23 protein-coding genes and 1 tRNA gene are annotated in these 22,546 nt (G+C 50.7%); 8 read left to right on the forward strand and 16 right to left on the reverse strand.

From position 1 onward, the window contains the following. Positions 1 to 25 precede the first annotated feature (25 nt). A complete protein-coding gene (locus tag ACP15Y_RS12195; RefSeq protein ID WP_424983365.1) occupies positions 26 to 826 on the forward strand; it encodes a ParA family protein in 801 nt (266 codons plus the stop codon). Between the two features lie 11 nt (positions 827 to 837). After that, entirely contained in the window at positions 838 to 1,731 is an 894-nt protein-coding gene (locus ACP15Y_RS12200) for a ParB/RepB/Spo0J family partition protein (RefSeq protein WP_424983366.1), read from the forward strand. A 13-nt stretch (positions 1,732 to 1,744) separates the two neighbouring features. On the opposite strand, the gene ACP15Y_RS12205 is transcribed toward ACP15Y_RS12200, so the two are convergent. Next, positions 1,745 to 2,635 (reverse strand): LysR family transcriptional regulator, encoded by an 891-nt coding sequence (locus tag ACP15Y_RS12205; RefSeq protein WP_424983367.1) that lies wholly within the window; start codon positions 2,633 to 2,635, stop codon positions 1,745 to 1,747. A gap of 162 nt (positions 2,636 to 2,797) precedes the next feature. Between ACP15Y_RS12205 and ACP15Y_RS12210 the strand changes: the two genes are divergently transcribed. Next, positions 2,798 to 2,935, forward strand: coding sequence for a DUF1127 domain-containing protein (locus tag ACP15Y_RS12210; protein ID WP_424983540.1), 138 nt, complete (start codon positions 2,798 to 2,800; stop codon positions 2,933 to 2,935). A gap of 136 nt (positions 2,936 to 3,071) precedes the next feature. Here ACP15Y_RS12210 and holA read toward each other — a convergent pair whose 3' ends face one another. The 3 genes from holA to leuS are packed head-to-tail and all read right to left on the reverse strand — an operon-like array spanning position 3,072 to position 7,202. Then, positions 3,072 to 4,094 (reverse strand): DNA polymerase III subunit delta, encoded by a 1,023-nt coding sequence (gene holA / locus ACP15Y_RS12215; RefSeq protein WP_424983368.1) that lies wholly within the window; start codon positions 4,092 to 4,094, stop codon positions 3,072 to 3,074. After that, a complete protein-coding gene (locus ACP15Y_RS12220) occupies positions 4,091 to 4,597 on the reverse strand; it encodes a hypothetical protein (RefSeq protein ID WP_424983369.1) in 507 nt (168 codons plus the stop codon). The genes holA and ACP15Y_RS12220 overlap by 4 nt, the downstream gene beginning before the upstream one ends. After that, positions 4,584 to 7,202 carry a leucine--tRNA ligase gene (gene leuS, locus ACP15Y_RS12225; protein ID WP_424983370.1) on the reverse strand — a complete coding sequence of 873 codons (2,619 nt, stop codon included), beginning with the start codon at positions 7,200 to 7,202 and terminating at the stop codon, positions 4,584 to 4,586. Before leuS ends, ACP15Y_RS12220 begins: the two co-directional genes overlap by 14 nt. 159 nt (positions 7,203 to 7,361) lie before the next feature. On the opposite strand from leuS, the gene ACP15Y_RS12230 reads away from it, so the two are divergent. The 3 genes from ACP15Y_RS12230 to ACP15Y_RS12240 all read left to right on the forward strand — a co-directional run bounded on the left by ACP15Y_RS12230 (position 7,362) and on the right by ACP15Y_RS12240 (position 9,333). Continuing rightward, positions 7,362 to 8,030 carry a YggS family pyridoxal phosphate-dependent enzyme gene (locus tag ACP15Y_RS12230; protein WP_424983371.1) on the forward strand — a complete coding sequence of 223 codons (669 nt, stop codon included), beginning with the start codon at positions 7,362 to 7,364 and terminating at the stop codon, positions 8,028 to 8,030. A 133-nt stretch (positions 8,031 to 8,163) separates the two neighbouring features. Further along, positions 8,164 to 8,847, forward strand: coding sequence for a response regulator transcription factor (locus tag ACP15Y_RS12235; protein ID WP_424983372.1), 684 nt, complete (start codon positions 8,164 to 8,166; stop codon positions 8,845 to 8,847). Between the two features lie 30 nt (positions 8,848 to 8,877). Then, complete coding sequence (locus ACP15Y_RS12240) at positions 8,878 to 9,333, forward strand: cyclic nucleotide-binding domain-containing protein (protein ID WP_424983374.1); 456 nt, start codon at positions 8,878 to 8,880, stop codon at positions 9,331 to 9,333. Positions 9,334 to 9,339: 6 nt separating this feature from the next. Here the strand turns inward: ACP15Y_RS12240 and ACP15Y_RS12245 are convergent, their stop codons facing one another. From ACP15Y_RS12245 to ACP15Y_RS12265, 5 genes are all read right to left on the reverse strand, one after another. Further along, positions 9,340 to 10,143 (reverse strand): exodeoxyribonuclease III, encoded by an 804-nt coding sequence (locus ACP15Y_RS12245; protein WP_424983375.1) that lies wholly within the window; start codon positions 10,141 to 10,143, stop codon positions 9,340 to 9,342. 91 nt (positions 10,144 to 10,234) lie between these two features. After that, positions 10,235 to 10,858, reverse strand: a complete 624-nt coding sequence (locus ACP15Y_RS12250; protein WP_424983376.1) for a LolA family protein — start codon at positions 10,856 to 10,858, stop codon at positions 10,235 to 10,237. 90 nt (positions 10,859 to 10,948) lie between these two features. After that, a complete protein-coding gene (locus ACP15Y_RS12255) occupies positions 10,949 to 13,585 on the reverse strand; it encodes a DNA translocase FtsK 4TM domain-containing protein (protein ID WP_424983377.1) in 2,637 nt (878 codons plus the stop codon). Between the two features lie 162 nt (positions 13,586 to 13,747). Further along, positions 13,748 to 15,052: an ammonium transporter gene (locus tag ACP15Y_RS12260; RefSeq protein WP_424983378.1), complete on the reverse strand. Its 1,305-nt coding sequence runs from the start codon at positions 15,050 to 15,052 to the stop codon at positions 13,748 to 13,750. Between the two features lie 28 nt (positions 15,053 to 15,080). Further along, positions 15,081 to 15,419, reverse strand: a complete 339-nt coding sequence (locus ACP15Y_RS12265) for a P-II family nitrogen regulator (protein ID WP_424983379.1) — start codon at positions 15,417 to 15,419, stop codon at positions 15,081 to 15,083. A 274-nt stretch (positions 15,420 to 15,693) separates the two neighbouring features. On the opposite strand from ACP15Y_RS12265, the gene ACP15Y_RS12270 reads away from it, so the two are divergent. Beyond that, on the forward strand, positions 15,694 to 16,929 hold the full coding sequence (locus tag ACP15Y_RS12270; RefSeq protein ID WP_424983380.1) for an FAD-dependent monooxygenase: 1,236 nt from the start codon (positions 15,694 to 15,696) through the stop codon (positions 16,927 to 16,929). Here ACP15Y_RS12270 and ACP15Y_RS12275 read toward each other — a convergent pair. Genes ACP15Y_RS12275 through trxA form a run of 3 tightly spaced genes read right to left on the reverse strand, consistent with a single transcriptional unit; the run spans position 16,926 to position 18,683 of the window. After that, positions 16,926 to 17,120 carry a Trm112 family protein gene (locus ACP15Y_RS12275; RefSeq protein ID WP_424983381.1) on the reverse strand — a complete coding sequence of 65 codons (195 nt, stop codon included), beginning with the start codon at positions 17,118 to 17,120 and terminating at the stop codon, positions 16,926 to 16,928. The two genes, ACP15Y_RS12270 and ACP15Y_RS12275, sit on opposite strands and share 4 nt — an antisense overlap. After that, positions 17,120 to 17,743, reverse strand: coding sequence for an LON peptidase substrate-binding domain-containing protein (locus ACP15Y_RS12280; RefSeq protein ID WP_424983382.1), 624 nt, complete (start codon positions 17,741 to 17,743; stop codon positions 17,120 to 17,122). Before ACP15Y_RS12280 ends, ACP15Y_RS12275 begins: the two co-directional genes overlap by 1 nt. A gap of 10 nt (positions 17,744 to 17,753) precedes the next feature. Then, positions 17,754 to 18,683, reverse strand: coding sequence for a thioredoxin (gene trxA / locus ACP15Y_RS12285; protein WP_424983383.1), 930 nt, complete (start codon positions 18,681 to 18,683; stop codon positions 17,754 to 17,756). Positions 18,684 to 18,926: 243 nt separating this feature from the next. On the opposite strand from trxA, the gene ACP15Y_RS12290 reads away from it, so the two are divergent. After that, a tRNA-Gly gene (locus tag ACP15Y_RS12290) sits at positions 18,927 to 19,001 on the forward strand. An 82-nt stretch (positions 19,002 to 19,083) separates the two neighbouring features. Here ACP15Y_RS12290 and ACP15Y_RS12295 read toward each other — a convergent pair. The 4 genes from ACP15Y_RS12295 to ACP15Y_RS12310 all read right to left on the reverse strand — a co-directional run bounded on the left by ACP15Y_RS12295 (position 19,084) and on the right by ACP15Y_RS12310 (position 22,515). Then, positions 19,084 to 19,275, reverse strand: coding sequence for a DUF2783 domain-containing protein (locus tag ACP15Y_RS12295; RefSeq protein ID WP_424983384.1), 192 nt, complete (start codon positions 19,273 to 19,275; stop codon positions 19,084 to 19,086). A gap of 9 nt (positions 19,276 to 19,284) precedes the next feature. Further along, entirely contained in the window at positions 19,285 to 20,898 is a 1,614-nt protein-coding gene (locus tag ACP15Y_RS12300) for an FAD-dependent oxidoreductase (RefSeq protein ID WP_424983385.1), read from the reverse strand. Between the two features lie 26 nt (positions 20,899 to 20,924). Next, positions 20,925 to 21,875, reverse strand: a complete 951-nt coding sequence (locus ACP15Y_RS12305; RefSeq protein WP_424983386.1) for an MBL fold metallo-hydrolase — start codon at positions 21,873 to 21,875, stop codon at positions 20,925 to 20,927. A 208-nt stretch (positions 21,876 to 22,083) separates the two neighbouring features. Beyond that, complete coding sequence (locus tag ACP15Y_RS12310; protein WP_424983387.1) at positions 22,084 to 22,515, reverse strand: Lrp/AsnC family transcriptional regulator; 432 nt, start codon at positions 22,513 to 22,515, stop codon at positions 22,084 to 22,086. Positions 22,516 to 22,546 lie beyond the last annotated feature (31 nt).

Below are 22,546 nucleotides of genomic sequence, written 5' to 3' on the forward strand. Positions count from 1 at the left end.
GGCAATTTTGGCACAGGAGGCGTCGATGCGGCCGCGTATTCTGACTTTGGCAAACCAAAAAGGTGGTGTGGGTAAAACCACTACAGCTATCAATTTGGCGACGGCTTTGGCCGCAATTGGCGAGCGTGTGCTGATTGTGGATATTGACCCCCAAGGGAACGCCAGTACCGGGATCGGTGTTGAGCGCAGTACCCGTCAGTACTCTGCTTATGATTTGATGACCGGCGAGGTTGAGCTGGAAAAGGCGATTTTGCACACCAATGTGCCAAATGTTGCGATTGTGCCCTCGACCATGGACCTTCTTGGTTTGGAGTTGGCAATTGCAGAGGAAGGTGATCGGGCCTTCCGGTTGCGCAATGCATTGGATAATGCAGGTAGCCTCTATCATGAGGGTAAGCCGATTACCTACATTTTGGTTGATTGTCCGCCTTCGCTTAACCTATTGACGATTAACGCGCTGGCAGCGGCAGACGCGGTTTTGGTGCCAATGCAGTGCGAATTTTTCGCCTTGGAAGGTTTGAGCCAACTGCTTCAAACTATTGAACAAATTAAGACAAATCTGAATCCTGGGCTTTATGTTCAGGGGGTCATTATGACCATGTTTGATAAGCGCAATAATTTGTCGATGCAGGTTTTGGACGATGTGCGCAGCCATTTGGGTGAGCTGGTGTATGACACTGTGATTCCCCGTAATGTGCGCCTTTCGGAAGCACCATCTTACGGCAAGCCAGCATTGCTCTATGATTTGCGATGTGCTGGTTCGCAGGCCTATTTGCGGTTGGCCACCGAAGTGATTAAGCGTGAACGTCGGTTGAAGGCGGCATAAGGGTTAAAGCGATGAATGAGAAAAATCCAAATAATCGGTTGGGACGCGGATTGGCCGCTTTGATTGGCGACACACCGCCCATGGATGCACCTCGTCATGCCGATAGTTCAGGCATTCGCCGTCTGCCCGTGGAATTTATCGTTGCCAGCCCAAACAACCCGCGTCGTCATTTCTCTGTCGAAGAATTGGAAGATCTTACCAATTCAATCAAAGAGAAAGGCATCATGCAGCCGATTCTGGTGCGTCCAAGCCAGGTAGAGCCCGATCAGTATGAATTGGTGGCTGGTGAGCGCCGCTGGCGTGCAGCGCAGCGTGCAGGCCTGCATGAAGTGCCTGTCATTATTCGTGAGTTGGATGATCGTGAAGCGCTTGAGCTGGCGATCATTGAAAACGTACAGCGGTCTGATCTTAATCCACTTGAAGAATCAAGAGGTTATGATCAGCTGATGCAGCAGTTTGGCTACACACAGGCAGATTTGGCACAGGTTATCGGTAAAAGCCGTTCGCATGTGGCGAACACTTTGCGGTTGATGAAATTGCCAGAAAGTGTGCAGGGCTATGTTGCTGATGGTGCGCTTTCGGCAGGTCATGCGCGGGCATTGATCACGGCAAAAGATCCATCAGCTCTGGCACAACGCATTGTCGAAGGCGGTTTAAGCGTTCGTGAAGCTGAGAATATGGTGCAAAAGCAATTGCGTGCCGATGAAGAAGCTGGCGACACGCCCGCTGGTGCGAAAAAGAAGCAAAAAGATTCTGACACATTGGCGCTCGAAAAAGAGCTTTCTGACCGGTTGGGACTGAAAGTTTCCATCGACCATAAAGAGCGTGGCGGCAAGATTGAAATCAAATACCGCACGCTGGATCAATTGGACGATGTGTGTTCGCGTTTGCAGCGCAACGGATAGAATTCAATATAAATTACAGTGAATTAGGCGGGCTATTTGGGTCCGCCTTTTTTGTGGCTTCAAACAAGGATTGATGATTTTGCAGCAAATGAGCAAGGCGGTCAGCCACCCTGCGGATCACAGGCCGATGCCGTTCCTCATGATGCATGACCAGCCATTGCTCGGTTCGTAGCGCATCAATTGGTGGACTGGACCGCTGTAATCGAGAGTCCTGGTCGCCTATAAAGCAGGGCAAAACCGCCTGGCCGACACCGGATGCTGCCATTTCGCGTACACTCATTGAATCACTAGCGCGTAACACTATGTTTTCGCTGTGGTTTTGGTTTAACCATTGTGCAGAACGGGCACCCGATAGCGTGTCAGTAACGCCGATATAGCACGGTTTGTGATCGATATCACCATCAGCGCGAGCATAGAGAGCGTATGCGACTTCACCAAGCTTGCGTCCCGCCAACCATTGTTCATGGGGGCGGGCATTGCGTATGCCAATCTCCGCATGGCGATGGCCGATATCTACACGTTCCAGTCCGGTAACCAGTTCGATCATTAGATCGGTTTCACCTTGCCAGAGTTCAGCCATGTGTTGCGACAAAAAAGAAGAGGTCCATGGGCCGGCTGAAATGCGCACTGTTGGTTTCACATTTAGCTGGTCGCTCCAGTGTTGAAGCGCCGACATGGAGTTTGAAACATTTTGCGCATGGGCGAGTAGATCTTCACCCAATTCGGTGAGCTGATAGCCACGTGGAGATCGAAGAAATAACGAACTGCCTAAATTATTCTCCAGCGACGCAATGTGACGCCCAAGAGTTGCTGGGCTCATGCCGGTGTTTGTCGACGCGCCGGTGAGGCCACCCGCTTCAGCAACTGCGGTGAAGAGTCGTATTTCGTCCCATCCAAATTTCATTTTTCATCCTTGAAAAGCCATATGCATTTATGGCGCTGTTTTGGCGCAAATACGGATTTTATGATCGCATATTCAATCATAATTGAAAAATGGAATTTAGTCATGCGTTACAGTCGTAAACTTATTCGTCCTCTTCTTTGGCTCATCCGGCCGATTCGCGTCATGCGCCTTGCCCATGAATTGCGCCGCATGAGTGATCGACAATTGGCAGATATTGGCTTGTGCCGAAATGACATTGGGCGGATGTCGAAAATTTGGATTAGGTCTGCTCAGTCAAATGTGTTGTGGGGCAAAAAATAGCGCTGAAAGAGTGTTTTTAGTGCGTTTCTGTGGTCGCCTTCAGCAAGAAAAGTCGGGCCAATGCACACTGTAGGGCGCGAGAGAAACGCACCGAAAACATCGATTTTCTATGATTTCACGTGAATCATTTAGATATTTAGTGTCGAGCCGCTATTGTTGCAATGGCCAGAAGGGCTTGGCGGGTATGGGCGATATCCAGTGATGCGTTTTTTCGTGTCTGGGCAATCGCATCATAAATGCGTGTGCAGGCCGTGGCGAGGTTGCCGGATGACCAAGTGCGAATTTGTGTTTGCACTTTTGCTTTGCGTGAAAAGTGAATTGGCGGCCTTGCGCTGTTCACCAATTGATCAAGCGAGGTGCCTTCTTCCATTTTTGCACGTTGGGTTCGAAGCCACGTGAAATGCATAAGGGACCGTGTGAGAATGGCAGAAGAATGAATGCCACTGTCAAATGCGCGGGACAGGGCCTGATCGAGCTTTTGGACATGGCCGGTGCCCGCGCTATCAATAATTTCATCCAGTGCCAACATGGCGTTGTCGCCGCAGAGATTGATTACATCTTCCAATGTGATCTTTTTGCTTTGCGCGGCAAAAAGAATGAGCTTTTCAACTTCTGATCGTGTGATTTGACGGTCATTCCCCAGTTGATCTTTTAGGGCTTGCAGCGCGTCATTGTCGATTTGCACCTGATTTTCGCGAAACATCTCTCGCATTAATTGGTCCAAGCTACGGGCATCATCAGCAAAGCAGGGAAGGGCACGGGCTGATTTTGCTTTTTCCATCACCTTGCGCAGATTGTCTTTTGGGGTGAGATTGCCTGCCTCTATGAGAATGATCGCAGGTACGTCTTCAGCCGCCAACCTTTCCAAAGTTGGGGCTAGCGCGTTTGTGGCGCTCCGCACCCGCACAATGCGTTGCCCACCAAACATGGATGTGGTGTTGGCTTCGGTTTCAATGGTGGCGTCGGCATTGTCCAGATCGGCATATTGCAGGCTGATGAGGTTCATCGGGTCTGCATCTTTGCCCTGAAAGTGCTTTTGCAATTGATCTGTTGTTTCGCGTACGCGTCCAGCATCTGGCCCATATATCAAAATGATGCCCGATCTGAGATCGGGTTTGTTCAAAAAACCAGAGACGTCACGCGCTTTTAGGGCGGTCACTGTGTGTTGGCCTCATTGAAAAAATGCAACAGATCGATTTCAACCAGCTTGGCTGCGGCTTCGCCTGCACGTTTTTCCGCGTCTTTTGCTGCAGCTTTATCTGCCACCAATTGACCAGAAGTTTGGTAGGTCGCCGCCGCAAAACGTGACCCAGACAGCACTGTTTCTTCGGTATCCACTTGGATCAGTTTAAAGGAAATGGTTGCTTTCATTTCCTTTTCGTTGCGCGCGAATTGTGAACCTGCCTTAAAAAGGCTCCGTGCAGATGCGCTGACATTGAGATCTAGCTTATAGGGTGCAGCTTTATTTTCGCCCAAATCAAATCGGATTTTTTGGAAAATGATTTGCTCCAAGCGACTATCTGCCTCGGCGTAAGTCAGATTGAAATCTTTTTGCGCTAAATTGTTTGTGCCCTGATAAGCCGGACGCAAGGTGCATCCAGCCAACAAAGCTGCAGATAGGGCTGCCATCGCGGCAAGTTTAAATGGTTTAGATAACAACATTTACAATTCTACCTGGTACCACGATCACCTTTTTCGGTGCGTTGCCATCTAACATGCGCGCAATTGGATCGGCTGACAAGGCAGCCTGTTCAATCTGTGCTTTGGTTGCATCTTTAGCTATGGTTAGCTCGCCCCGTTTTTTGCCATTTACTTGAATGGGCAACATGATCGTATCGTCGGTCAAATATTTTTTGTCGGCTTCTGGCCAAGATTCATCCACCAACATTGTGTCATGACCAAGATGTGCCCAACATGTTTCTGTCAAATGCGGCACGATCGGGTTGGACAATTTAACCAATGTCTCGACGGCCAATTTGAGCGCCTTGCGTTCATCGCTGGTAGCATCCGATTTTACCTTGGCGATGGTTTTCGACAAGGCGTTCGCCAACTCATAGATTTGGGCGATGGCGCGGTTAAACCGCAAATTGTCGTAAGCATCGGTCACTTGATCGATGGCGCGGTGCGCGGATTTTAGCAAATCTTCGGCATCTGTTTGGGCTTTTGAGCCAATGTCTTCATTGTCCAAAATAGTCTTTGTGTCGTCGACCAAACGCCAAACGCGTTGAATGAACCGCCACACGCCTTCAATGCCAGACTCGGTCCATTGCACGTCACGCTCTGGCGGTGAATCTGACAAGACAAACCAACGTGTCGCATCGGCGCCAAAGCTTTCAGCCATTGATGACAAATCGATCACGTTCTTTTTCGACTTGGACATCTTCTCGATTGAGCCGATCTTAACTGGCTTGCCCGTTTCTTTATGGACAGCTTCGCGTTTGCCCTCATCTTCGGTCAGGTCAATTTCAGTCGGCGCGACCCATTCACCTGCTTCAGATTTATAGGTTTCGTGTGTCACCATGCCTTGGGTGAACAGCCCTTTGAACGGTTCGGTGACAGACAAATGACCTGTCGCTTTCATAGCGCGGGCAAAAAAGCGCGAATAGAGCAAGTGGAGGATCGCGTGTTCAACGCCGCCAATATATTGGTCGACAGGCAACCAATGGTCAGCCAATTCACGCACTGTTGGGGTTTTGGCCCGTGGTGCAGTGAAGCGCGCGAAATACCATGATGAATCCACAAATGTGTCCATCGTGTCGGTTTCACGGCGGGCAGGGCTGTCGCAATTAGGGCAGTTTACATGCTTCCAAGTCGGGTGACGATCTAATGGATTGCCCGGCTTGTCGAAGGTCACATCATCTGGCAGTTCAACAGGCAATTGATCATCCGGCACATGCACCACGCCACAATTGTCGCAGTGAATAATCGGAATTGGGCAACCCCAATAGCGCTGGCGTGAAACGCCCCAATCGCGCAAACGATAGTTTACCTTGCGCTCGCCTTGCTCGCGATTATTGATGGAGCTGTTTTCCAACCGGCGGGCAACTTCGTCAAATGCTTCTTGCGGTGCCATGCCGTCCAAGAATTGAGAATTGATCATCACGCCATCATCAGTGAAGGCCTCATCGCCGATTTCAAAACTGGCGGCGTCGGCATCTTTTGGCATCACTACTGGCACAACCGGCAGATCATATTTGCGGGCGAAATCCAAATCGCGTTGGTCACCAGACGGGCAGCCGAAAATGGCGCCAGTGCCATAGTCCATCAAGACGAAGTTTGCGACATAGACGGGCAACGTCCAGCTGTCGTCAAACGGGTGTTTCACGTGAATCCCGGTGTCGAAGCCTTTTTTCTCAGCCGTTTCCAATGCAGCCACCGAAGTGCCCATGCGGCGACATTCTTCGATAAACGCCTGCAATTCTGGATTGTCTTGCGCAGCGGCTTGGGCCAGCGGATGATCTGCCGCCACGGCCATAAAGGATGCGCCAAAGATTGTGTCCGGACGGGTGGTGTAAACCTCAAGTTCCGAATGACCATCTGGTGCAGTTTTTTCATCCAGTGCCCAGCGCACCAACAAGCCTTCAGATTTGCCAATCCAATTGGCTTGCATCAAGCGCACTTTTTCTGGCCAGCCATTCAGATTGTCAATTTCATCGAGCAAATCTTCGGCGAAGTCGGTGATTTTGAAAAACCATTGGGTTAGCTCTTTTTGTTCCACCAAAGCGCCAGAGCGCCAGCCGCGGCCATCAATCACTTGTTCATTGGCCAAAACGGTGTGGTCCACAGGGTCCCAATTTACCTTTGAACTTTTGCGGTAGACCAAGCCATCGCTCAAAAAGTCCAAGAACAATTTTTGCTGTTGGTGGTAATATTCAGGATCGCAGGTGGCGAATTCGCGTGACCAATCCAAGCTCAAGCCCAATGCCACCAATTGCTCTTTCATGGACTCAATGTTTTTGTAAGTCCATTCCTTTGGGTGGGCGTTGTTTTGCATCGCCGCATTTTCGGCCGGCATGCCAAATGCATCCCAACCCATCGGGTGCAAAACATTAAAGCCTTTGGCGCGCTTGAAACGTGCGATCACATCGCCCATTGTGTAGTTCCGCGCGTGGCCAACATGGCAGCGGCCAGACGGGTAGGGGAACATCTCAAGGACGTAATATTTCGGCTTATCGCTTTCCTCATTGAGGGCAAAGCTTTGGTTTTCGTTCCAAACTTTTTGCCAATGCGGTTCGCTTTCACGCGGGTTGTAACGTTCCGAAGTCATACCGGTTTCTTTTGTCCTTGAATATTATTGATCTGTGGTTCAAACCTTGACGTTGACCTTCACCAGAATTTGCCCTGTCGGTCAAGCTTTCATCAGGTTCAACGGTCCGATGTGGCGTGAGCTGATGATAGGGCAGGGATATTGAAAAAGAGGTAAAAGATGGGCGCAAAAGAATTGGATCAAGTTTGGGCAAATATGGCACGGGCGGCGAAGCGGTTTGATGGCGCAGAGCGGGAAGCGCCGAAGCTGATCGCCGTATCTAAAACCTATGGGCCGGAAGATATTGCGCCGATCCTTGAAGCGGGACAGCGCGACTTTGGAGAAAATCGCGTGCAGGAAGCACAAAGCAAATGGCCAGATTTGCGCGCGCAATATCCTGATCTGGTGTTACATTTGATCGGGCCGCTGCAAACCAATAAGGCTAAAGATGCGGTGGAGCTGTTTGACGTGATCCATTCGCTTGATCGTGAAAAGCTGGCTCGTCATCTCAAAAAGGAAATGGAAGCGCAGGGCAAAAACATCCCGCTTTTCATTCAAGTCAATATTGGAGAGGAAGAGCAAAAGAGTGGCATTGCTCCAAACCAAACAGCAGATTTTGTACGCTATTGTCAAAATGATCTTGGTTTGGACATTCAAGGATTGATGGCCATTCCACCAGTTGGCGAGCCGCCCGCGCCATTTTTTGCGCGGCTGGTGAAGCTCGGGAAATCAGTTGGTCTCGAAAAATACTCCATGGGAATGAGCGCCGATTATGAAACGGCCATCGAAATGGGCGCGAGCTATGTGCGGGTAGGGTCCGCTATTTTTGGCGCACGGGATTATCACTAAATCAACAATGATCGTGCCTGTTAACTACACAAAATGCTAACGCCCTTGTGATGAGCATGTGAAACACGCATGATGTTAGATAGATCCTAAAGATGATTTGCCATTTGGCCTCGAACAATTTTGGACTGAATATATGAATAAGCGTCGTTTGTTGATCGTTGATGATGAGGCGGATTTGCGCCAAAGCCTGTTGGAGCAGTTGGCTCATTACCGTGAATTTGAAATTGTTGAAGCTGAAAATGCCAATAGTGCTTTGCAGCTGGCCAAGGATGGTCATTTCGATTTGTTGATTTTGGATGTCGGTTTGCCGGATATGGACGGTCGTGAGGCCGTGAAGATTTTGCGGCAGGACGGCGTGAAGTCACCCATCTTGATGCTGACAGGTCACGATAGCGATGCGGATCAGATTTTGGGATTGGAAAGTGGTGCCAATGATTACGTGACCAAACCGTTCCGGTTTTCTGTTTTGTTGGCGCGCGTGCGTGCTTTGCTGCGGCAACATGATCAAAGCGAAGATGTGGTGTTTTCAATCGGACCCTACCGCTTCCACCCGTCGACCAAAACATTGGAAACGGACGACAGTCAAAAGATCCGTTTGACCGATAAAGAGACCTCAATTTTGAAATTCCTCTACCGCCAGGGTGCAAAAACTGTGTCGCGCGATGTGCTGCTGCAAGAGGTTTGGGGCTACAATAATCGCGTTACAACGCACACTTTGGAAACCCATATTTATCGCTTGCGGCAAAAAATAGAGCGGGATCCAACGCATGCGCGCTTGCTTGTCACCGAAGAAGGGGGCTATCGTTTGGTCCCATAGGGTGAAAAAACGTTTTGGGGAACGTTGTTAATGGCGCTGGAAAAAATGATTGAAGTTTTGGGGCAAGTTGAATTCTTCCAAAGCTTCTCACAAGATCAGATTAAGTTGGTGGCTTTTGTGGCTGATTTTCGTCAGGTGCCCGCAGGTGAGCTGTTGGTGCAAGAAGGCGATGTGGCTGAGGGTGCTTTCATTCTGGTGTCGGGCGAATTGATCAGGGAGCAAAAAGGCGGCAAACATCAAAGCGCTGTTTTTGATCAGCCCGGTGCGTTGATTGGCGATATGGCGCTGTTGGCAGCAACTCCACGCGCGGCTAGCATTCGGGCCCTTACAGCTTGTGAGGTGGTTTTCGTGCCGCGCACACATTTCAAAAAACTTATTCAGACTTACCCTGAACTTGGGGAGATGATGTCTGTCCACATCCGGCGTGCGCTGTCCAACTATGTGGACGCTCTTTCCACTGTCCACCCCAAGCTGAAGAGCGGGTAGTCTTTCTTATTTAAAGTGCGTGATGATGGGGACATGGTCGGACGGCTTTGGTGCCCAACCGCGCGCATCGCGCAGCACTTCGGTTTTGTGCGCATGTGGTGCAACATCTTGCGTGGCCCAAATATGATCGAGACGCCGTCCGCGATCTGATGCTGACCAATCTTTAGAGCGATAGCTCCACCAAGAATAAAGACGTTGATCGTGTGGAATATGTTTACGCACCAAATCGGCCCAAGCACGTTTGGCCTGAATCGCGTTCAGCTTTTCCGTTTCGATGGGTGTATGGCTGACCACTTTTAGCAGCTGCTTGTGTGACCACACATCATTTTCGTGGGGGGCGATATTGAAGTCACCCACAATCACATGCCCCTTGTCAAAGTCTGGACCATCAAACCAATTTTCCATTTCATCCAAGAAATCTAACTTGTGTTTGAACTTTGGATTTACGAGTGGATCGGGTTCGTCACCGCCAGCGGGAATGTAGAAATTGTGTACGTTGAGCGGGCCAAAGGATGCTTCGAATGTTGCTGACACATGTCGTGCGTCACCCATTTGGCAAAATTCGCGTTTGTTCTGATTGATAATTGGCAGGCGCGAAATGGTGGCAACACCATGATAACTCTTTTGTCCATTCACGGCTTGATGTTCATAGCCAGCTTTGGCGAGTGCTTTAGCGGGAAATTGCTCGTCCTGACATTTGATTTCTTGCAGGCATAAAATATCTGGCTGATGCTTTTCCAAAAATTCCAGCACCATAGGCAGGCGCAATCGCACCGAATTGATGTTCCAGGTTGCAATTGAAAGCGCCATAAAAAATCCCTCGCCTGACCGTTCGAATCATGAATGACCATAATGAACGATCAAGGCGAGGGGGCAACCCGGTTTTTATAAGGGCCAAATCTTATTCGCTGCGTGATTTGTAATTCGCTGGAATAGAAAAATAGGCTCGCGGGATATCGATATCTGTAGTGGTATCGTAAATCGAAAATGTGACTTCGCTGCCATTTGGCTCAGTTAAGGTCCACTGATTGAGCTCTTTTGTAGCAATGTCAAAAATCATTGTGACCGATACCAAACCAATAGGCGTGTCATCTGAGATGGAAATTGCAATCATCTCTTCGGTCTTGGTGACGTCTGTGATGTTGGTTTCAAACAAATTGATTTGGTCGGACAGGAATTGGCGCAAGGGCACCCGATGCTGTGGATAGGCAAATTTTGTTTTTTCTTTGCGGTCCAAAACATAAAACCCGCGGCCAACGGAAACCACTTCTTCACGTGATGGCGGGGCATATTTGAAGCGCACTTTTTCAGGGCGCTTGATATAGAAGATACCTTCAGCGCGTGTACCCGCACTGTCCAATTGAATGAATCGCCCGGCCATTTGCTCAATGGCGGAATGGTGCGCACTGATCTCATTGATGATCGATACTTCTTCTTCGCTCAATTGGCGGTTGAGCGCGTGAGCTGAAAATACACCGCTGATGGAAATGATCAGCGCGGCGATGCTAAGCTGGAAAAAACGCATAAAGTCGTCCTTTGTCGCACATTTGTTTGTGCGTATCATGAGCAAACATTGTGGCAATCACATGAGCATATGGTGGTGATAGTATAGCCTTTAAAGGGCAGATTCGTCATCACCGACCAACACTTCGCGTTTGCCCGCATGGTTGGCGGGTGAGATGACACCTTCTTCTTCCATCCGTTCAATCAATGTTGCGGCTCTGTTATAGCCAATGGATAGTCGACGCTGGATATAGCTGGTGGATGCTTTGCGGTCGTTCAACACGATATTGACGGCCTTGTCATATAGTTCGTCGCCAGAATTCCCAAGATTTGAATTGCCCGCGCCGCCTTCTTCTTCCACTTCTTCAGTGACATTTTCCAAATATTCAGGCGCACCTTGTGATTTTAAATGCTGCACCACAGCTTCCACTTCGCCATCGGCAACGAACGGACCGTGCAAACGACGGGTGCGACCACCGCCAGCCATATAGAGCATGTCGCCCATACCGAGCAATTGCTCCGCACCTTGCTCGCCCAAAATGGTGCGGCTGTCGATTTTCGAAGTCACTTGGAATGAAATCCGGGTGGGGAAGTTGGCCTTGATGGTCCCAGTGATCACATCAACGGACGGGCGTTGCGTTGCCATGATCAAGTGGATACCAGCGGCACGGGCCATCTGGGCCAAGCGCTGGATGGCACCTTCAATGTCTTTACCCGCCACCATCATCAAGTCGGCCATCTCGTCGACGATCACCACAATGAAGGGGAGCGGTTCAAGATCAAACTCTTCACTCTCAAAAATTGCTTCGCCGGTTTCACGGTCAAATCCGGTTTGAACCGTGCGGGTGATGACTTCGCCTTTTTTCTTGGCTTCGGCCACACGCTGGTTAAAGCCGTCAATATTCCGAACGCCGACTTTAGACATTTTTTTGTAGCGATCTTCCATCTCCCGAACCGCCCATTTTAGGGCTGTAACGGCTTTGGCTGGATCGGTCACCACTGGGGTCAGCAAATGTGGAATGCCATCATAGATCGAAAGTTCGAGCATTTTCGGATCGATCATGATCAAGCGACATTGCTCAGGAGTCCAACGATAAAGCAGCGACAGGATGAAGGTGTTTACCGCAACAGATTTACCGGAGCCAGTTGTACCTGCAATCAGGAGGTGGGGCATGCGCGCAAGATCAGCGATGATGGATTCGCCACCAATGGTCTTACCCAAACATAGGGGAAGCTTGCCTTTGACTTTTTCAAAGTCCTGTGAGGCGAGCAATTCACGCAGGTAAACTGTTTCGCGATTGTCGTTTGGCAGTTCAATGCCGATGGCATTGCGGCCAGGCACAACGGCAACACGTGCGGAAATGGCACTCATGGACCGGGCGATGTCGTCAGCCAAACCAATCACGCGGGACGATTTAATACCGGGTGCGGGCTCCAATTCGTAAAGTGTGACCACAGGGCCGGGCCGCACATTGATGATGTCGCCTTTGACGCCGAAATCTTCCAGCACGCCTTCCAAGCGGCGAGCGTTTTCCTCCAATGTTTCGGGCATATGTTCTTTGGCGGTGCCGGTATTTGGCGCGTCTGCCAAATAGGACAATTCGGGCAATTCAAAGCCTTCATCTTGAAGCAGAGATGTTTGAGCTTCTTGCGTGACGCGACGGCCGGGTGCGGGACGTGGCGCAGGTGCGGTTACGCGCGGCTTGGCCGTTTGAGCGACAGTTGGTTGAGGTTGTGGCGCTGCTTGCTGCACTGGAGCTTGAACGATTTGCGGCTCGATTGGTTCGTCGTCGAAATCTGGATAATCAATGTAGTCTTCTGCAAAATCAGGCGCGGCATTGCCTTCCACATGGCTTTGCGCTGTGCGGGCCATGTCATCTGCAAATCGTGGTTCAATGCGTGGGGCGTTCGCGGGGGCAGCATGGGTTTGCGCCGTGTAAGGCTGTGACTGAGGTGCCGCTCCACTATCTAACATTGGTTCTATGTTTTCACGTGAATCATTGTGATGTGCGCGTTTTTCCTGTTGCCGCGCTCGCGCTTTTTTAAGCGCAATGCTGGCGGAAAAAATCGAATGGGTGATCGCGCCAAGGGTGATGGCGCCCAAATTGCCCAAGGCGGACAAGATGGCCATGCTCACGGATTTTGGTGATTCTTTTTGTTTGTTCTTTTTGGGCTCATGGATCGCGAAAGGATCAATGGAGCGCACGGCGAGCCAAAAGGATACTGCCGCTGGTGTGAACAAAATCAGTGCGAACAACCAACCCGCTTGTTGCACCACAAGGTCGCCCGCAACAAAGGTAGCCAATGCCGAAAAGCCAAGACCCACAATACCGCCAAGGCCAGAGGGCAGAGGCCAGGTTTCAGGCGCGCTGAAAAAGGCCAACATGCCGCAAATCAACATTGAGGCGATGATCCACAATAGGCTGCGCAACGCCATATGAGTTGGCAAATTGCGTTTGATCATTTTCATGGACCACAACACAGGTGGAATCATAAGGGTAAGAATGCCCAAACCAAAAAACTGAAACCCGATATCTGCAACGACTGCGCCGGGGAAGCCGAGCCAATTGGACACGGGCGAATCGCTCGCGAAGCTAAGGCTTGGATCGTTGACTGACCAAGACATCAGCGCCAAAAAGACAAGCGCGATGGCGCATAGCGACAGGATCCCCATAAGGCGCAAGGGGATTTTCACGGCAATAGCCGCGTCGCGTTTTTCTTGTTTTTCAATTGCAGTTGACGATGGCATGCGGGCTCAACAGATCTCTTTTGACGCAGTTACTCAGCCTCTTAGGCTAATTAGCTATAGTTAATTTGCCCCTAATAATAAGCAAAAAAACGGTAAGGTTATGGTCATGAAAAAGCCCGGCCAAAATGGCCGGGCGGTGGGAATTGGTCATTTGTTGTTTTGTTAGAATTCAGGGTAAGCCTCGACCCCAACTTCAGCTTTATCCAATCCCAAAGATTCATTCTCTTCGGTCACTCGAATGCCCATGGTCACTTTGAGGGCCATCCACACCAGTGATGAAGCAACGAGGGTGAAAGCACCAATGGCCAAGACGCCAACAAGTTGCACACCGAAATTGCCTGAACCGCTCAATGGAGTGACCATTGTGCCCCAAATGCCCGCAAGCAAGTGAACAGGGATCGCACCGACCACATCGTCAATTTTGAGTTTGTCGAGCAATGGCACAGCGAACACCACAATCACGCCACCGGCAGCACCGATGAATAGAGCCAATGGTACACTTGGCGCCAAAGGTTCGGCGGTGATGGACACAAGGCCAGCTAATGCGCCGTTGATGACCATGGTCACGTCGATCTTTTTATAGATCAGCTGCATCAGGACGATGGTTGCAATTGCGCCAGCGGCGGCGGCGAGGTTTGTGTTCACAAAGATACGTGAAACGTCGCCCGCATCTGCAATGGTGCCCATCGCCAGTTGTGAGGCGCCATTAAAGCCGAACCAACCAAGCCACAGGATAAACATCCCCAAGGTCGCCAAAGGAATCGATGAACCAGGCATTGGGGTGATGTGGCCATTTGGACCGTAGCGGCCTTTGCGTGCGCCGAGGATAATAGCGCCCGCCAAGGCCGCCCAGCCGCCCACGGAATGAACTAGGGTTGAGCCTGCAAAATCGGCAAAGCCCATGCCGGCCAACCAGCCAGCGCCCCACTGCCAAGAGCCAGTGATCGGGTAGAGAATACCGGTCAAAATGGCGGTGAAAATCAGGAATGGCCAAAACTTAATCCGCTCGGCCATGGTGCCGGAAACGATGGATGCGGTGGTGGCACAAAAAACCATTTGGAAAAACCAGTCTGAGGCCACAGAATAGCCAGCTGAATGATCATCTGCACCGGGTGCAGGGAAATCATAAGGGCCGAATGAGCCGATGAAGCCGCCATCAACACCAGTATACATCAGATTGTAGCCTGTTAGCCAAAACATGATGCCAGCGATCGAGTAGAGTGAGATGTTTTTCAGGCCTTGCATGGAAACGTTTTTGGAGCGCACCAAACCCATTTCCAACATGGCGAAACCTGCGGCCATCCACATCACCAAGAAACCACCGATCAAGAACAGCAATGTGTTAAAGATCATGGCATATTCAGGGGTAGGGGCCGCTTCTTGTGCTTGAGCTGCGGTGGGCAACATCAGGCCCAGAGCAACAAGCGGCGCAGCTTTTAGCGCGCGATTAAGAGACAAGCGTGTCATTTTTTTCTCCAGCATTTTGATTCTTGAGTTAAAGCGCTTCAACGCCGGTTTCGCTGGTGCGAATGCGCATGGCTTCTTCCAGATTGAGCACGAAGATTTTGCCGTCGCCGATGCGGCCTGAACGGGCGGCGGTGGCGATGGTCTCCACCACATCGCTGCTTTGTTCATCAGAAACGGCGATATCGAGTTTGAGCTTGGGCATGAAATTCACCGCATATTCGGCGCCGCGATAAATTTCTGTATGGCCTTTTTGTCGGCCATAGCCGCGCACTTCGGCCACGGTCATGCCGTGAATGTCTTTGTCGCTTAAAGCGTTGCGCACATCTTCAAGACGGGACGGTTTGATTATGGCACTTATCAGTTTCATGATCGGTTCCTCTTGTTTGATTGCCCGGCGGGGCAATGGTCACCGTCTTAGGAATCAAAATGCGTGCCAGTTTTGGATGTTGGGTTAAGTTTCTGATTTTGTTAGAAAAATAAAATATTGTCTGACGATCAATTTACCCTTGGCTTATTTTACGTGCACAATAAATGTGCAGAATCGAATGTGTGCCTAAAGATTCATCTGCTGCGACAAGGGGGAACTTGTTTTTCCTTTAGGTTGGGTTCAAAGTGCGCTCAATCAAATCAATAGGTGCGACATGGCGCGAGCAAAAACTAAAGCAAAAAAGCTGGATATTTTGATTGTAGGGGCAGGGCCTGCCGGGTTGACGCTGGCATTGGCGCTCAAGCAAGCCATGCCAGATTTGGCGATAGGGCTGAATGATGTGCACAAAATTGAAGTGCCGAAAAAAGATGGTCGCGCGTCTGCTTTGGCGCTTGGCGTCACTTCGGTATTTGAAGCGCTAGGTGTTTGGGCTGATATGTTGCCCGATGCGAGCCCGATTGACGGCATGCATATAACTGACAGTTCCGATCAGGATTTATCCCGGCCGCTATTCTTGCGGTTTGAAGGTGACGTTCAGCCGGGGCGACCTTTTGCGCATATGGTGCCCAACATTTCTACAATCGGCGCTTTGCTCAAAAAGCTTGAGCGGTATGAAATTGGACATTTTGCGCCAGATAAAATCAGCACGATTGAGTCGGGCGATGCGCGATCAAGTGTGATTTTTGAAAGTGGCCAAGAAGTGCAGGCCAGCTTGGTGGTGGCGGCAGATGGTGCACGTTCCATGGTGCGCCAAATGATGGGCATTGCCACAACAGGTCATGATTATGGTCAATCGGGCATTGTGACTACAATTGAGCATGAGCTGGACCACAAAAATGTGGCTTATGAGCATTTCCTGCCCCATGGCCCATTTGCCAGTTTGCCGCTGCCGGAAAAGCGTTCGAGCCTCGTTTGGTCGGAAAAGACCAAGCTGGTGCCTGAAATATTAGCAATGTCACAAGATGACCTCGCCCGCGAGATTGAGCGCAAAATGGGTTCTAGCCTTGGCAAGGTCAACGTGCTCGCGCCCGCGCAAGCTTTTCCATTGCGATTGCAGATTGCCAAGGAATTTGTGGGGCCGCGTGTGGCACTGATTGGCGATGCAGCCCATGTGGTGCACCCCATTGCGGGGCAGGGGATGAATTTGGGCCTTAAAGACGTTGCAGCGCTGGCCGAAGTGTTGGTCGAAGCGGCGCGGCATGGTGAAGATCTAGGTGGTATTGATGTTTTGGATCGCTACCAAAAATTGCGCCGGTTCGACACAGGTCTGATGGCGATGGCGACCGATGCGCTCAATATTCTATTTTCAAATGACCAGCCCTTGGTGCGGGTGATGCGTGATGTGGGCCTTGGTTTGGTTGATCGCGCGCCATTCTTGAAAAAAGCCTTTATCGGCCACGCCGCCGCAGCCAATGATGATTTGCGCTTGTTGAAGGGGTTGCCGCTTTAGCGGAGTTCTTCTTCGGTAAGATGCCTGGCACTATCCAGCACCAGCAATGGGACGCCCTTTTCGATGGGAAAGGCCAAGCGCGCGGCAAAGGATTGCAGTTCCTTGCCATCGGCTGAAAGTTCCAGCCGCGTCTTGGTGAACGGGCAGACCAGCATTTCCAGCATTTTAGGGTCGATATTGTGATTTTCCATTATTGCATATGCTGGTTTGGGTCGCTGCGGGACATTTCCACTTCGGCCAGTGCCATCAACATTTCGGCCCGCTCCTTTAAGGTTGCGGCTTCCAGCAAAGCTTGGCGCTCGCGCGGCTGATAGGGGCTGGCCATCACGCAGCTATTGACCAGATCTTCGGTTTCCGTGTCTTTGATCTCGGACCAGTCCAACTCAAATTCAGCAAATTTGGCGTAGTTTTTCAGCACTTTTTCAAAGCGTTTGCGGTCAAATTCGCTCAAATCTTCCGGGTCTTGTTGATCAGCCTTGAAGTCCGTGTAAGTGACTTTGGCGATCCGGTATGGGGTTTCCAGATCAACAATCTCTTTTGACAGTTTAAATCGAGAAATGCCCGTCAGCCCGATCATATATCGGTTTTGCGGCAGTTCTTCAAAGTGGGTGATGCGGCCCAATGTCCCCACGCGTTCAAGCGCATCTTTGTTTTCGAGTGCTGGCTGGATCACGCCGATATGGCGATCCGCTTTTAGCGCGGCATCCACCATGGCGACATAGCGTGGCTCAAAAATGTGCAATGGCAGCACCGCACGTGGGAACAGCAATAACCCCTCTAACGGAAAAATCGGTATGGGAGAGGCGAGTGGCATCAATTGGTTCCTAGCTAAATAATAGGCCAGATAGCATCCGGCGGGCTTTGGCGGTGGCAGGATCAGCGGGGCCCCATGCGTCAAACAGTTCAAGCAATTTGACGCGCGCGCCGTCTTCATTCCACTCGCGGTCGGCTTTCATGATGTGCAACAATTGCTCCGCAGCCTCCAATTTTTCACCTTCTGCATTAAACGCTAATGCAAGGTCGTAACGCAATTGATGGTTTTCCGGATCATTTTCCAATTCAGCTTCCAACTTTGCGGAACCGCCAAGATCAGATGCTTCCTCGCCCAGTTTAAGGGCCGCGTCCAAGCTTTTATAGGCTGGGCTTTCTTGCCCTTCCTTTGACACTTTAGCCATGGTGTCGCGTGCTGTTTCATCATTACCCATCTTGTGGTGGATGGTAGCAATGCCGATCATGGATGCATCATTTTGTGGGTCAAACTGCAAAATCTGAGCGTAAATTTGTGAGGCCGTGCCAAAATCTTCTGCATCCAAAGCTGTTTGGGCTTGCTCCAACGCCGCTTCAATTTGAGCGGCTGGATCGTTGGGATTCTTTGGCGCTTGGGAGGTTATCTTTTCAATAAAGGCTTTGATTTCGCTTTCAGGCACCGCGCCCATAAAACCATCAATGGGTTGGCCGCCGACAAAGGCGATCACGGCAGGGATAGATTGAATGCCCAATTGCCCGGCAATGCCCTGATTCTGGTCAATATCGATCTTGACCAATTTCACTTTGCCACCAGCTTCAGTCACGGCTTTTTCGATCATCGGGCCAAGCTGTTTGCAGGGGCCGCACCATGGCGCCCAAAAATCCACCAGCACGGGGACGGTTTGGGAGGCTTCCATCACATCCTTTGCAAAATTCGCCGTATCTGAATCCTTGATCAGATCATTTGCTGGAGTTTGACCGTTTTGTGGGGTCAGATTGGCTTGCATTGAGAATTCCATAGAACACCTGATGGGTTGATCGCATTGGCATGAATGTGGCGCGGGCAGCATCTAAAAACAAGTGAGAAGCGCTAAATACCGCCCGATAAGCCGCAAAATTCGTCAGCGAAATTTAACGTTAAATCAGCGGATAACATAAAAGTTTCACAGATGCCAATTTTTGACTTGCAATTGCTCGCTTCATTAGGCATATAAGCGCCGAACGCTGATCGTTAGATCATTGTTCCGGAGGCGGGCGTAGCTCAGGGGTAGAGCACAACCTTGCCAAGGTTGGGGTCGTGAGTTCGAATCTCATCGCCCGCTCCAAATATTCGGCACTTACCCCAGCCGATAAAAAATAAGCGCCACTCGGGCGCTTTTTTTATGTCTTGTTGAATGTGACTTGCGGCTAAGCCTTGGCGGCGTTCAGCGCTTCCGCCAACAGTTCACGATCGCCAATATGATTGGCAAGAATCAGCAAAAGTCGCGCATTGTAAGCATTGCTTTCTTCGCTGCTCAATCCCTCATGTGCCGCCAATAAATCGGCATAAAAATCATCTGCATTGGCAATATTGGGCTTTAAATTCAGTTTCTCGCTCATTCTTGCCTCCTAAGCAGATTTTCCAACAGCGCGGCGCAGCGCGTCAGTAAAATATTGCCGATCAAATGTCTCATGTCGAGCTGTGACATGTTGGTCAGGACGGATCAAATAGACCGCTTGTTGTTGGTCACCCAAATAGCGCTCTTTGATGGCATTGCTCTTGTCATCAGCGCTGGAAAGGGCCAAGCGCTTGATCTTGATTCCATCCACGTCCAGTTCGTCTGGCGCGTCGGCGTTGATGGTGAGCAGGGTGAATTGATCGCCCAAATGATTGAGCAGAAAATCATCGCCCACCGGTGCATCCGGGCAAGGTGAGCCAGGTCGTGTGCGCGCGGGTCCGTCCAGCTTGTCGGCACTGTTCAGTTGCGACTGATCATAGGTGCAGGGCACAGAAAGCCGACCCGAATTCACCAATGGCCGGGCAAACTCATAATGTTCAGACAAATCCAAAACTGCATCCCGCAACAGGCGCGACATGTCGGATTTTGGGGTGATGAAATCGGTTGAGCGCGACGAGTTAAGAATGTTCTCATCGGCACCGTAGATTCGTTCATCATCATAGCTGTCCAAAAGGCTTTCGGGGGCCTTGTCCTCAATCACCAGTTTGAGCTTCCAACACAAATTGTCTGTATCTTGCAGGCCGGAATTGGCACCCCGCGCGCCAAAGGGCGACACTTGGTGTGCCGAATCGCCCGCAAACAGCACACGGCCGTGACGGAATTTTTCCATGCGACGGCATTGGAATGTGTAAATGGACACCCATTCCAGTTCGAAATTTACATCATCGCCCAACATAGCTTTGAGGCGCGGGATGACATTTTCCGGCTTTTTCTCTTCTTCCTTGTCGATATCCCAGCCCAGCTGCAAATCAATGCGCCACACGCCATCTGGCTGCTTGTGCAGTAGGGCGGATTGACCCTTATTGAACGGGGGATCAAACCAGAACCACCGCTCGGTGGGGAAGGGGGCATCCATGATCACATCGGCAATCAAGAAATTGTCTTCAAAAATGCGGCCAACAAAGTCGAGGCCCATCATTTGCCGTGTGGGAGACGCGGCGCCATCGCACGCAATCACCCAATCCGCTTCCAATTGATAAGTGCCGTTCGGCGTATCGATGGTGAGGTCCACATGATCGGCATGAGACTTAATGTCGATGACTTTATTGCCACCGCGAATTTCAATCGGCGCGCCCTGTTGTTCCAGTTCGCGGGCACGGTTGACCAAATATTCTTCGAAATAATATTGCTGCAGATTGATGAAAGCCGGACGCCTATGGCCTGTTTCAGGCAATAGGTTAAATTCATAGACCTGACGGTCATCGAAGAAGATCTTGCCCAGGTTCCAGATCACCCCTTTATCCACCATTGGGTCACCACAGCCCAGACGATCAAGAATTTCGAGAGGGCGTTTGGCAAAGCAGATGGCACGGGAGCCAAAGCTTACCTTGTCATTTTCATCGACAATGATGGCTTCGATGCCCTGTTGTGCCAAATCGATGGCCGCGGCCAGGCCAACTGGCCCAGCACCGATGATCACCACTTTGCGGCGGGCCGGGCTTGGTGCGGATTGATCTTGGTTCCGCGTATATGGATAGAGCGGTGTTTCAAATATCTTTGTCATTTGGTCTCCCCCCAAAGCATCGATGCCTATGCTTGCAATTGGTTCCACATGTCCATGTCCCGCTCTGCGGTCCAAATGCGCGGTGTGTCTATGCCGCGAGCTTCGTCATAAGCGCGGGCGACATTGAAGGGCAGGCAATGTTCGTAAATGGCATAGTCTGCAAATTTCGGATCGCATTCCGCGCGTACGGCGTCCCACGCTTCTTTCAAGCTGCCACCGCGCGCCGCAATCTGTTGCACCGGCTTATAGGTGGAGGCGACAAAATCGCGGGTGTTTTCAATGGCGGCATTGACCATCTTTTGGCCCATCAGCGCATCGCCACGACCGGGGGCAATGGCGTCGACATTATAGGCTTTAATGGCATCAAGCGTGTTGCCCCAATCGGCAAAGTGCCCATCGCCGCAATAGCAGGCTGAGTGATATTCAACGATATCGCCTGTGAACATCACATTTTGATCTGGCACATAAATCACCGCGTCGCCGGCCGTGTGGGCGCGGCCCAAATGCATGATTTCAACTTTGCGATTGCCCAGATAAACAGTCATTTTATCGTTGAACGTTGTGGTGGGCCAAGTGAGGCCCGGAATGCTCTCATGGCCTTCAAAAAGGCGTGGGAAGCGCTGAAACTCGCTGTCCCAATCTTCTTGCCCGCGTTCAACCACCATCGAGCGGGCTTTGTCGGACATGATGATTTGTTGTGCGCCATAGGCTGATGCGCCGAGCACACGCACCGCGTGATAGTGGGTAAGCACCACATGAGAGATTGGCTTATCGGTTACAGAGCGTACGCACTCGATCACCTTATTGGCCAAACGTGGCGTGGCTTGTGCTTCAACGATCATGACGGAGTCATCGCCGATGATCACGCCGGAGTTTGGATCACCTTCTGCGGTGAAGGCATAAAGACCGTCGCCGACTTCGGTAAAGGAGATTTTCTTTTCAGTTGTGTCCCCTTGGGAAGCGAATGCTTTGGCCATCATAAACTCCTTTGACGTGATGCGATGATAGTTATTGCGCGTTGCAAGGTGCGCGAGAATAGCATTGCAGGGATGGCATGTTAAACCATATGCTTATCGCGTTAAGCATTAATAGTTGTTTTTGTAACTAACAAGATCGCGTGCGGCGTACCGCGTTCGGTAGAATTAAAAAAGTATGCGTCAAATTATCTTCAATTCGGCTAAGGCCTTAGTCGAGGCGGGATTTGCGCGGGGCCAGCAAAATGTTGGTTTCAGTGAGGCTAACACCCTCAATTAAACGAATACGGCGCAGCACATCGTCAAACTCGATCAAATCTTCTGTTTCGAGCTGCGCGATGATGTCCCATTTGCCATTTGTGGTGTGCAAGGTGCGCACTTGCGGCAAGCCCAGCATGGTTTTAATCACCGCTTCTGCTGAGCGACCCTCAATTTCCACCAACGTGATAGCATGGATGCTCTTATCGTCACGGGGTGAGCCAGTGATGATGGTGAAGCCCTTGATGACCCCATTTTTAGTGAGCCGATCAATGCGGGCCTTAATGGTGGCGCGTGATACGTTGAGCGATTGGGCCAAACTGGCAACCGGGGTGCGCGCATCGTGGCGCAACAAGGCGATGAGGCGGGTATCAAGTTCGTCCATTGATCAAAATGCACATTAATTGGTTTCGATT

It is taken from the genome of Maritalea sp. S77 (assembly GCF_049801075.1).
Classification (GTDB): Bacteria; Pseudomonadota; Alphaproteobacteria; order Rhizobiales; family Devosiaceae; genus Maritalea.

Excerpts from the sequence above, each read along its gene's own strand:
- ACP15Y_RS12220 (WP_424983369.1), bottom strand. The coding sequence starts at position 4,597 with ATGTTGTTATCTAAACCATTTAAACTTGCCGCGATGGCAGCCCTATCT.
- ACP15Y_RS12260 (WP_424983378.1), bottom strand. The coding sequence starts at position 15,052 with ATGACACGCTTGTCTCTTAATCGCGCGCTAAAAGCTGCGCCGCTTGTT.
- ACP15Y_RS12210 (WP_424983540.1), top strand. The coding sequence starts at position 2,798 with ATGCGCCTTGCCCATGAATTGCGCCGCATGAGTGATCGACAATTGGCA.
- ACP15Y_RS12265 (WP_424983379.1), bottom strand. The coding sequence starts at position 15,419 with ATGAAACTGATAAGTGCCATAATCAAACCGTCCCGTCTTGAAGATGTG.
- ACP15Y_RS12295 (WP_424983384.1), bottom strand. The coding sequence starts at position 19,275 with ATGAGCGAGAAACTGAATTTAAAGCCCAATATTGCCAATGCAGATGAT.
- ACP15Y_RS12235 (WP_424983372.1), top strand. The coding sequence starts at position 8,164 with ATGAATAAGCGTCGTTTGTTGATCGTTGATGATGAGGCGGATTTGCGC.
- trxA (WP_424983383.1), bottom strand. The coding sequence starts at position 18,683 with ATGCAAGCCAATCTGACCCCACAAAACGGTCAAACTCCAGCAAATGAT.
- ACP15Y_RS12250 (WP_424983376.1), bottom strand. The coding sequence starts at position 10,858 with ATGCGTTTTTTCCAGCTTAGCATCGCCGCGCTGATCATTTCCATCAGC.
- ACP15Y_RS12310 (WP_424983387.1), bottom strand. The coding sequence starts at position 22,515 with ATGGACGAACTTGATACCCGCCTCATCGCCTTGTTGCGCCACGATGCG.
- ACP15Y_RS12305 (WP_424983386.1), bottom strand. The coding sequence starts at position 21,875 with ATGGCCAAAGCATTCGCTTCCCAAGGGGACACAACTGAAAAGAAAATC.
- ACP15Y_RS12205 (WP_424983367.1), bottom strand. The coding sequence starts at position 2,635 with ATGAAATTTGGATGGGACGAAATACGACTCTTCACCGCAGTTGCTGAA.
- ACP15Y_RS12200 (WP_424983366.1), top strand. The coding sequence starts at position 838 with ATGAATGAGAAAAATCCAAATAATCGGTTGGGACGCGGATTGGCCGCT.
- ACP15Y_RS12300 (WP_424983385.1), bottom strand. The coding sequence starts at position 20,898 with ATGACAAAGATATTTGAAACACCGCTCTATCCATATACGCGGAACCAA.
- ACP15Y_RS12255 (WP_424983377.1), bottom strand. The coding sequence starts at position 13,585 with ATGCCATCGTCAACTGCAATTGAAAAACAAGAAAAACGCGACGCGGCT.
- ACP15Y_RS12275 (WP_424983381.1), bottom strand. The coding sequence starts at position 17,120 with ATGGAAAATCACAATATCGACCCTAAAATGCTGGAAATGCTGGTCTGC.
- ACP15Y_RS12245 (WP_424983375.1), bottom strand. The coding sequence starts at position 10,143 with ATGGCGCTTTCAATTGCAACCTGGAACATCAATTCGGTGCGATTGCGC.
- leuS (WP_424983370.1), bottom strand. The coding sequence starts at position 7,202 with ATGACTTCGGAACGTTACAACCCGCGTGAAAGCGAACCGCATTGGCAA.
- ACP15Y_RS12240 (WP_424983374.1), top strand. The coding sequence starts at position 8,878 with ATGGCGCTGGAAAAAATGATTGAAGTTTTGGGGCAAGTTGAATTCTTC.
- ACP15Y_RS12270 (WP_424983380.1), top strand. The coding sequence starts at position 15,694 with ATGGCGCGAGCAAAAACTAAAGCAAAAAAGCTGGATATTTTGATTGTA.
- ACP15Y_RS12280 (WP_424983382.1), bottom strand. The coding sequence starts at position 17,743 with ATGCCACTCGCCTCTCCCATACCGATTTTTCCGTTAGAGGGGTTATTG.
- ACP15Y_RS12230 (WP_424983371.1), top strand. The coding sequence starts at position 7,362 with ATGGGCGCAAAAGAATTGGATCAAGTTTGGGCAAATATGGCACGGGCG.
- ACP15Y_RS12195 (WP_424983365.1), top strand. The coding sequence starts at position 26 with ATGCGGCCGCGTATTCTGACTTTGGCAAACCAAAAAGGTGGTGTGGGT.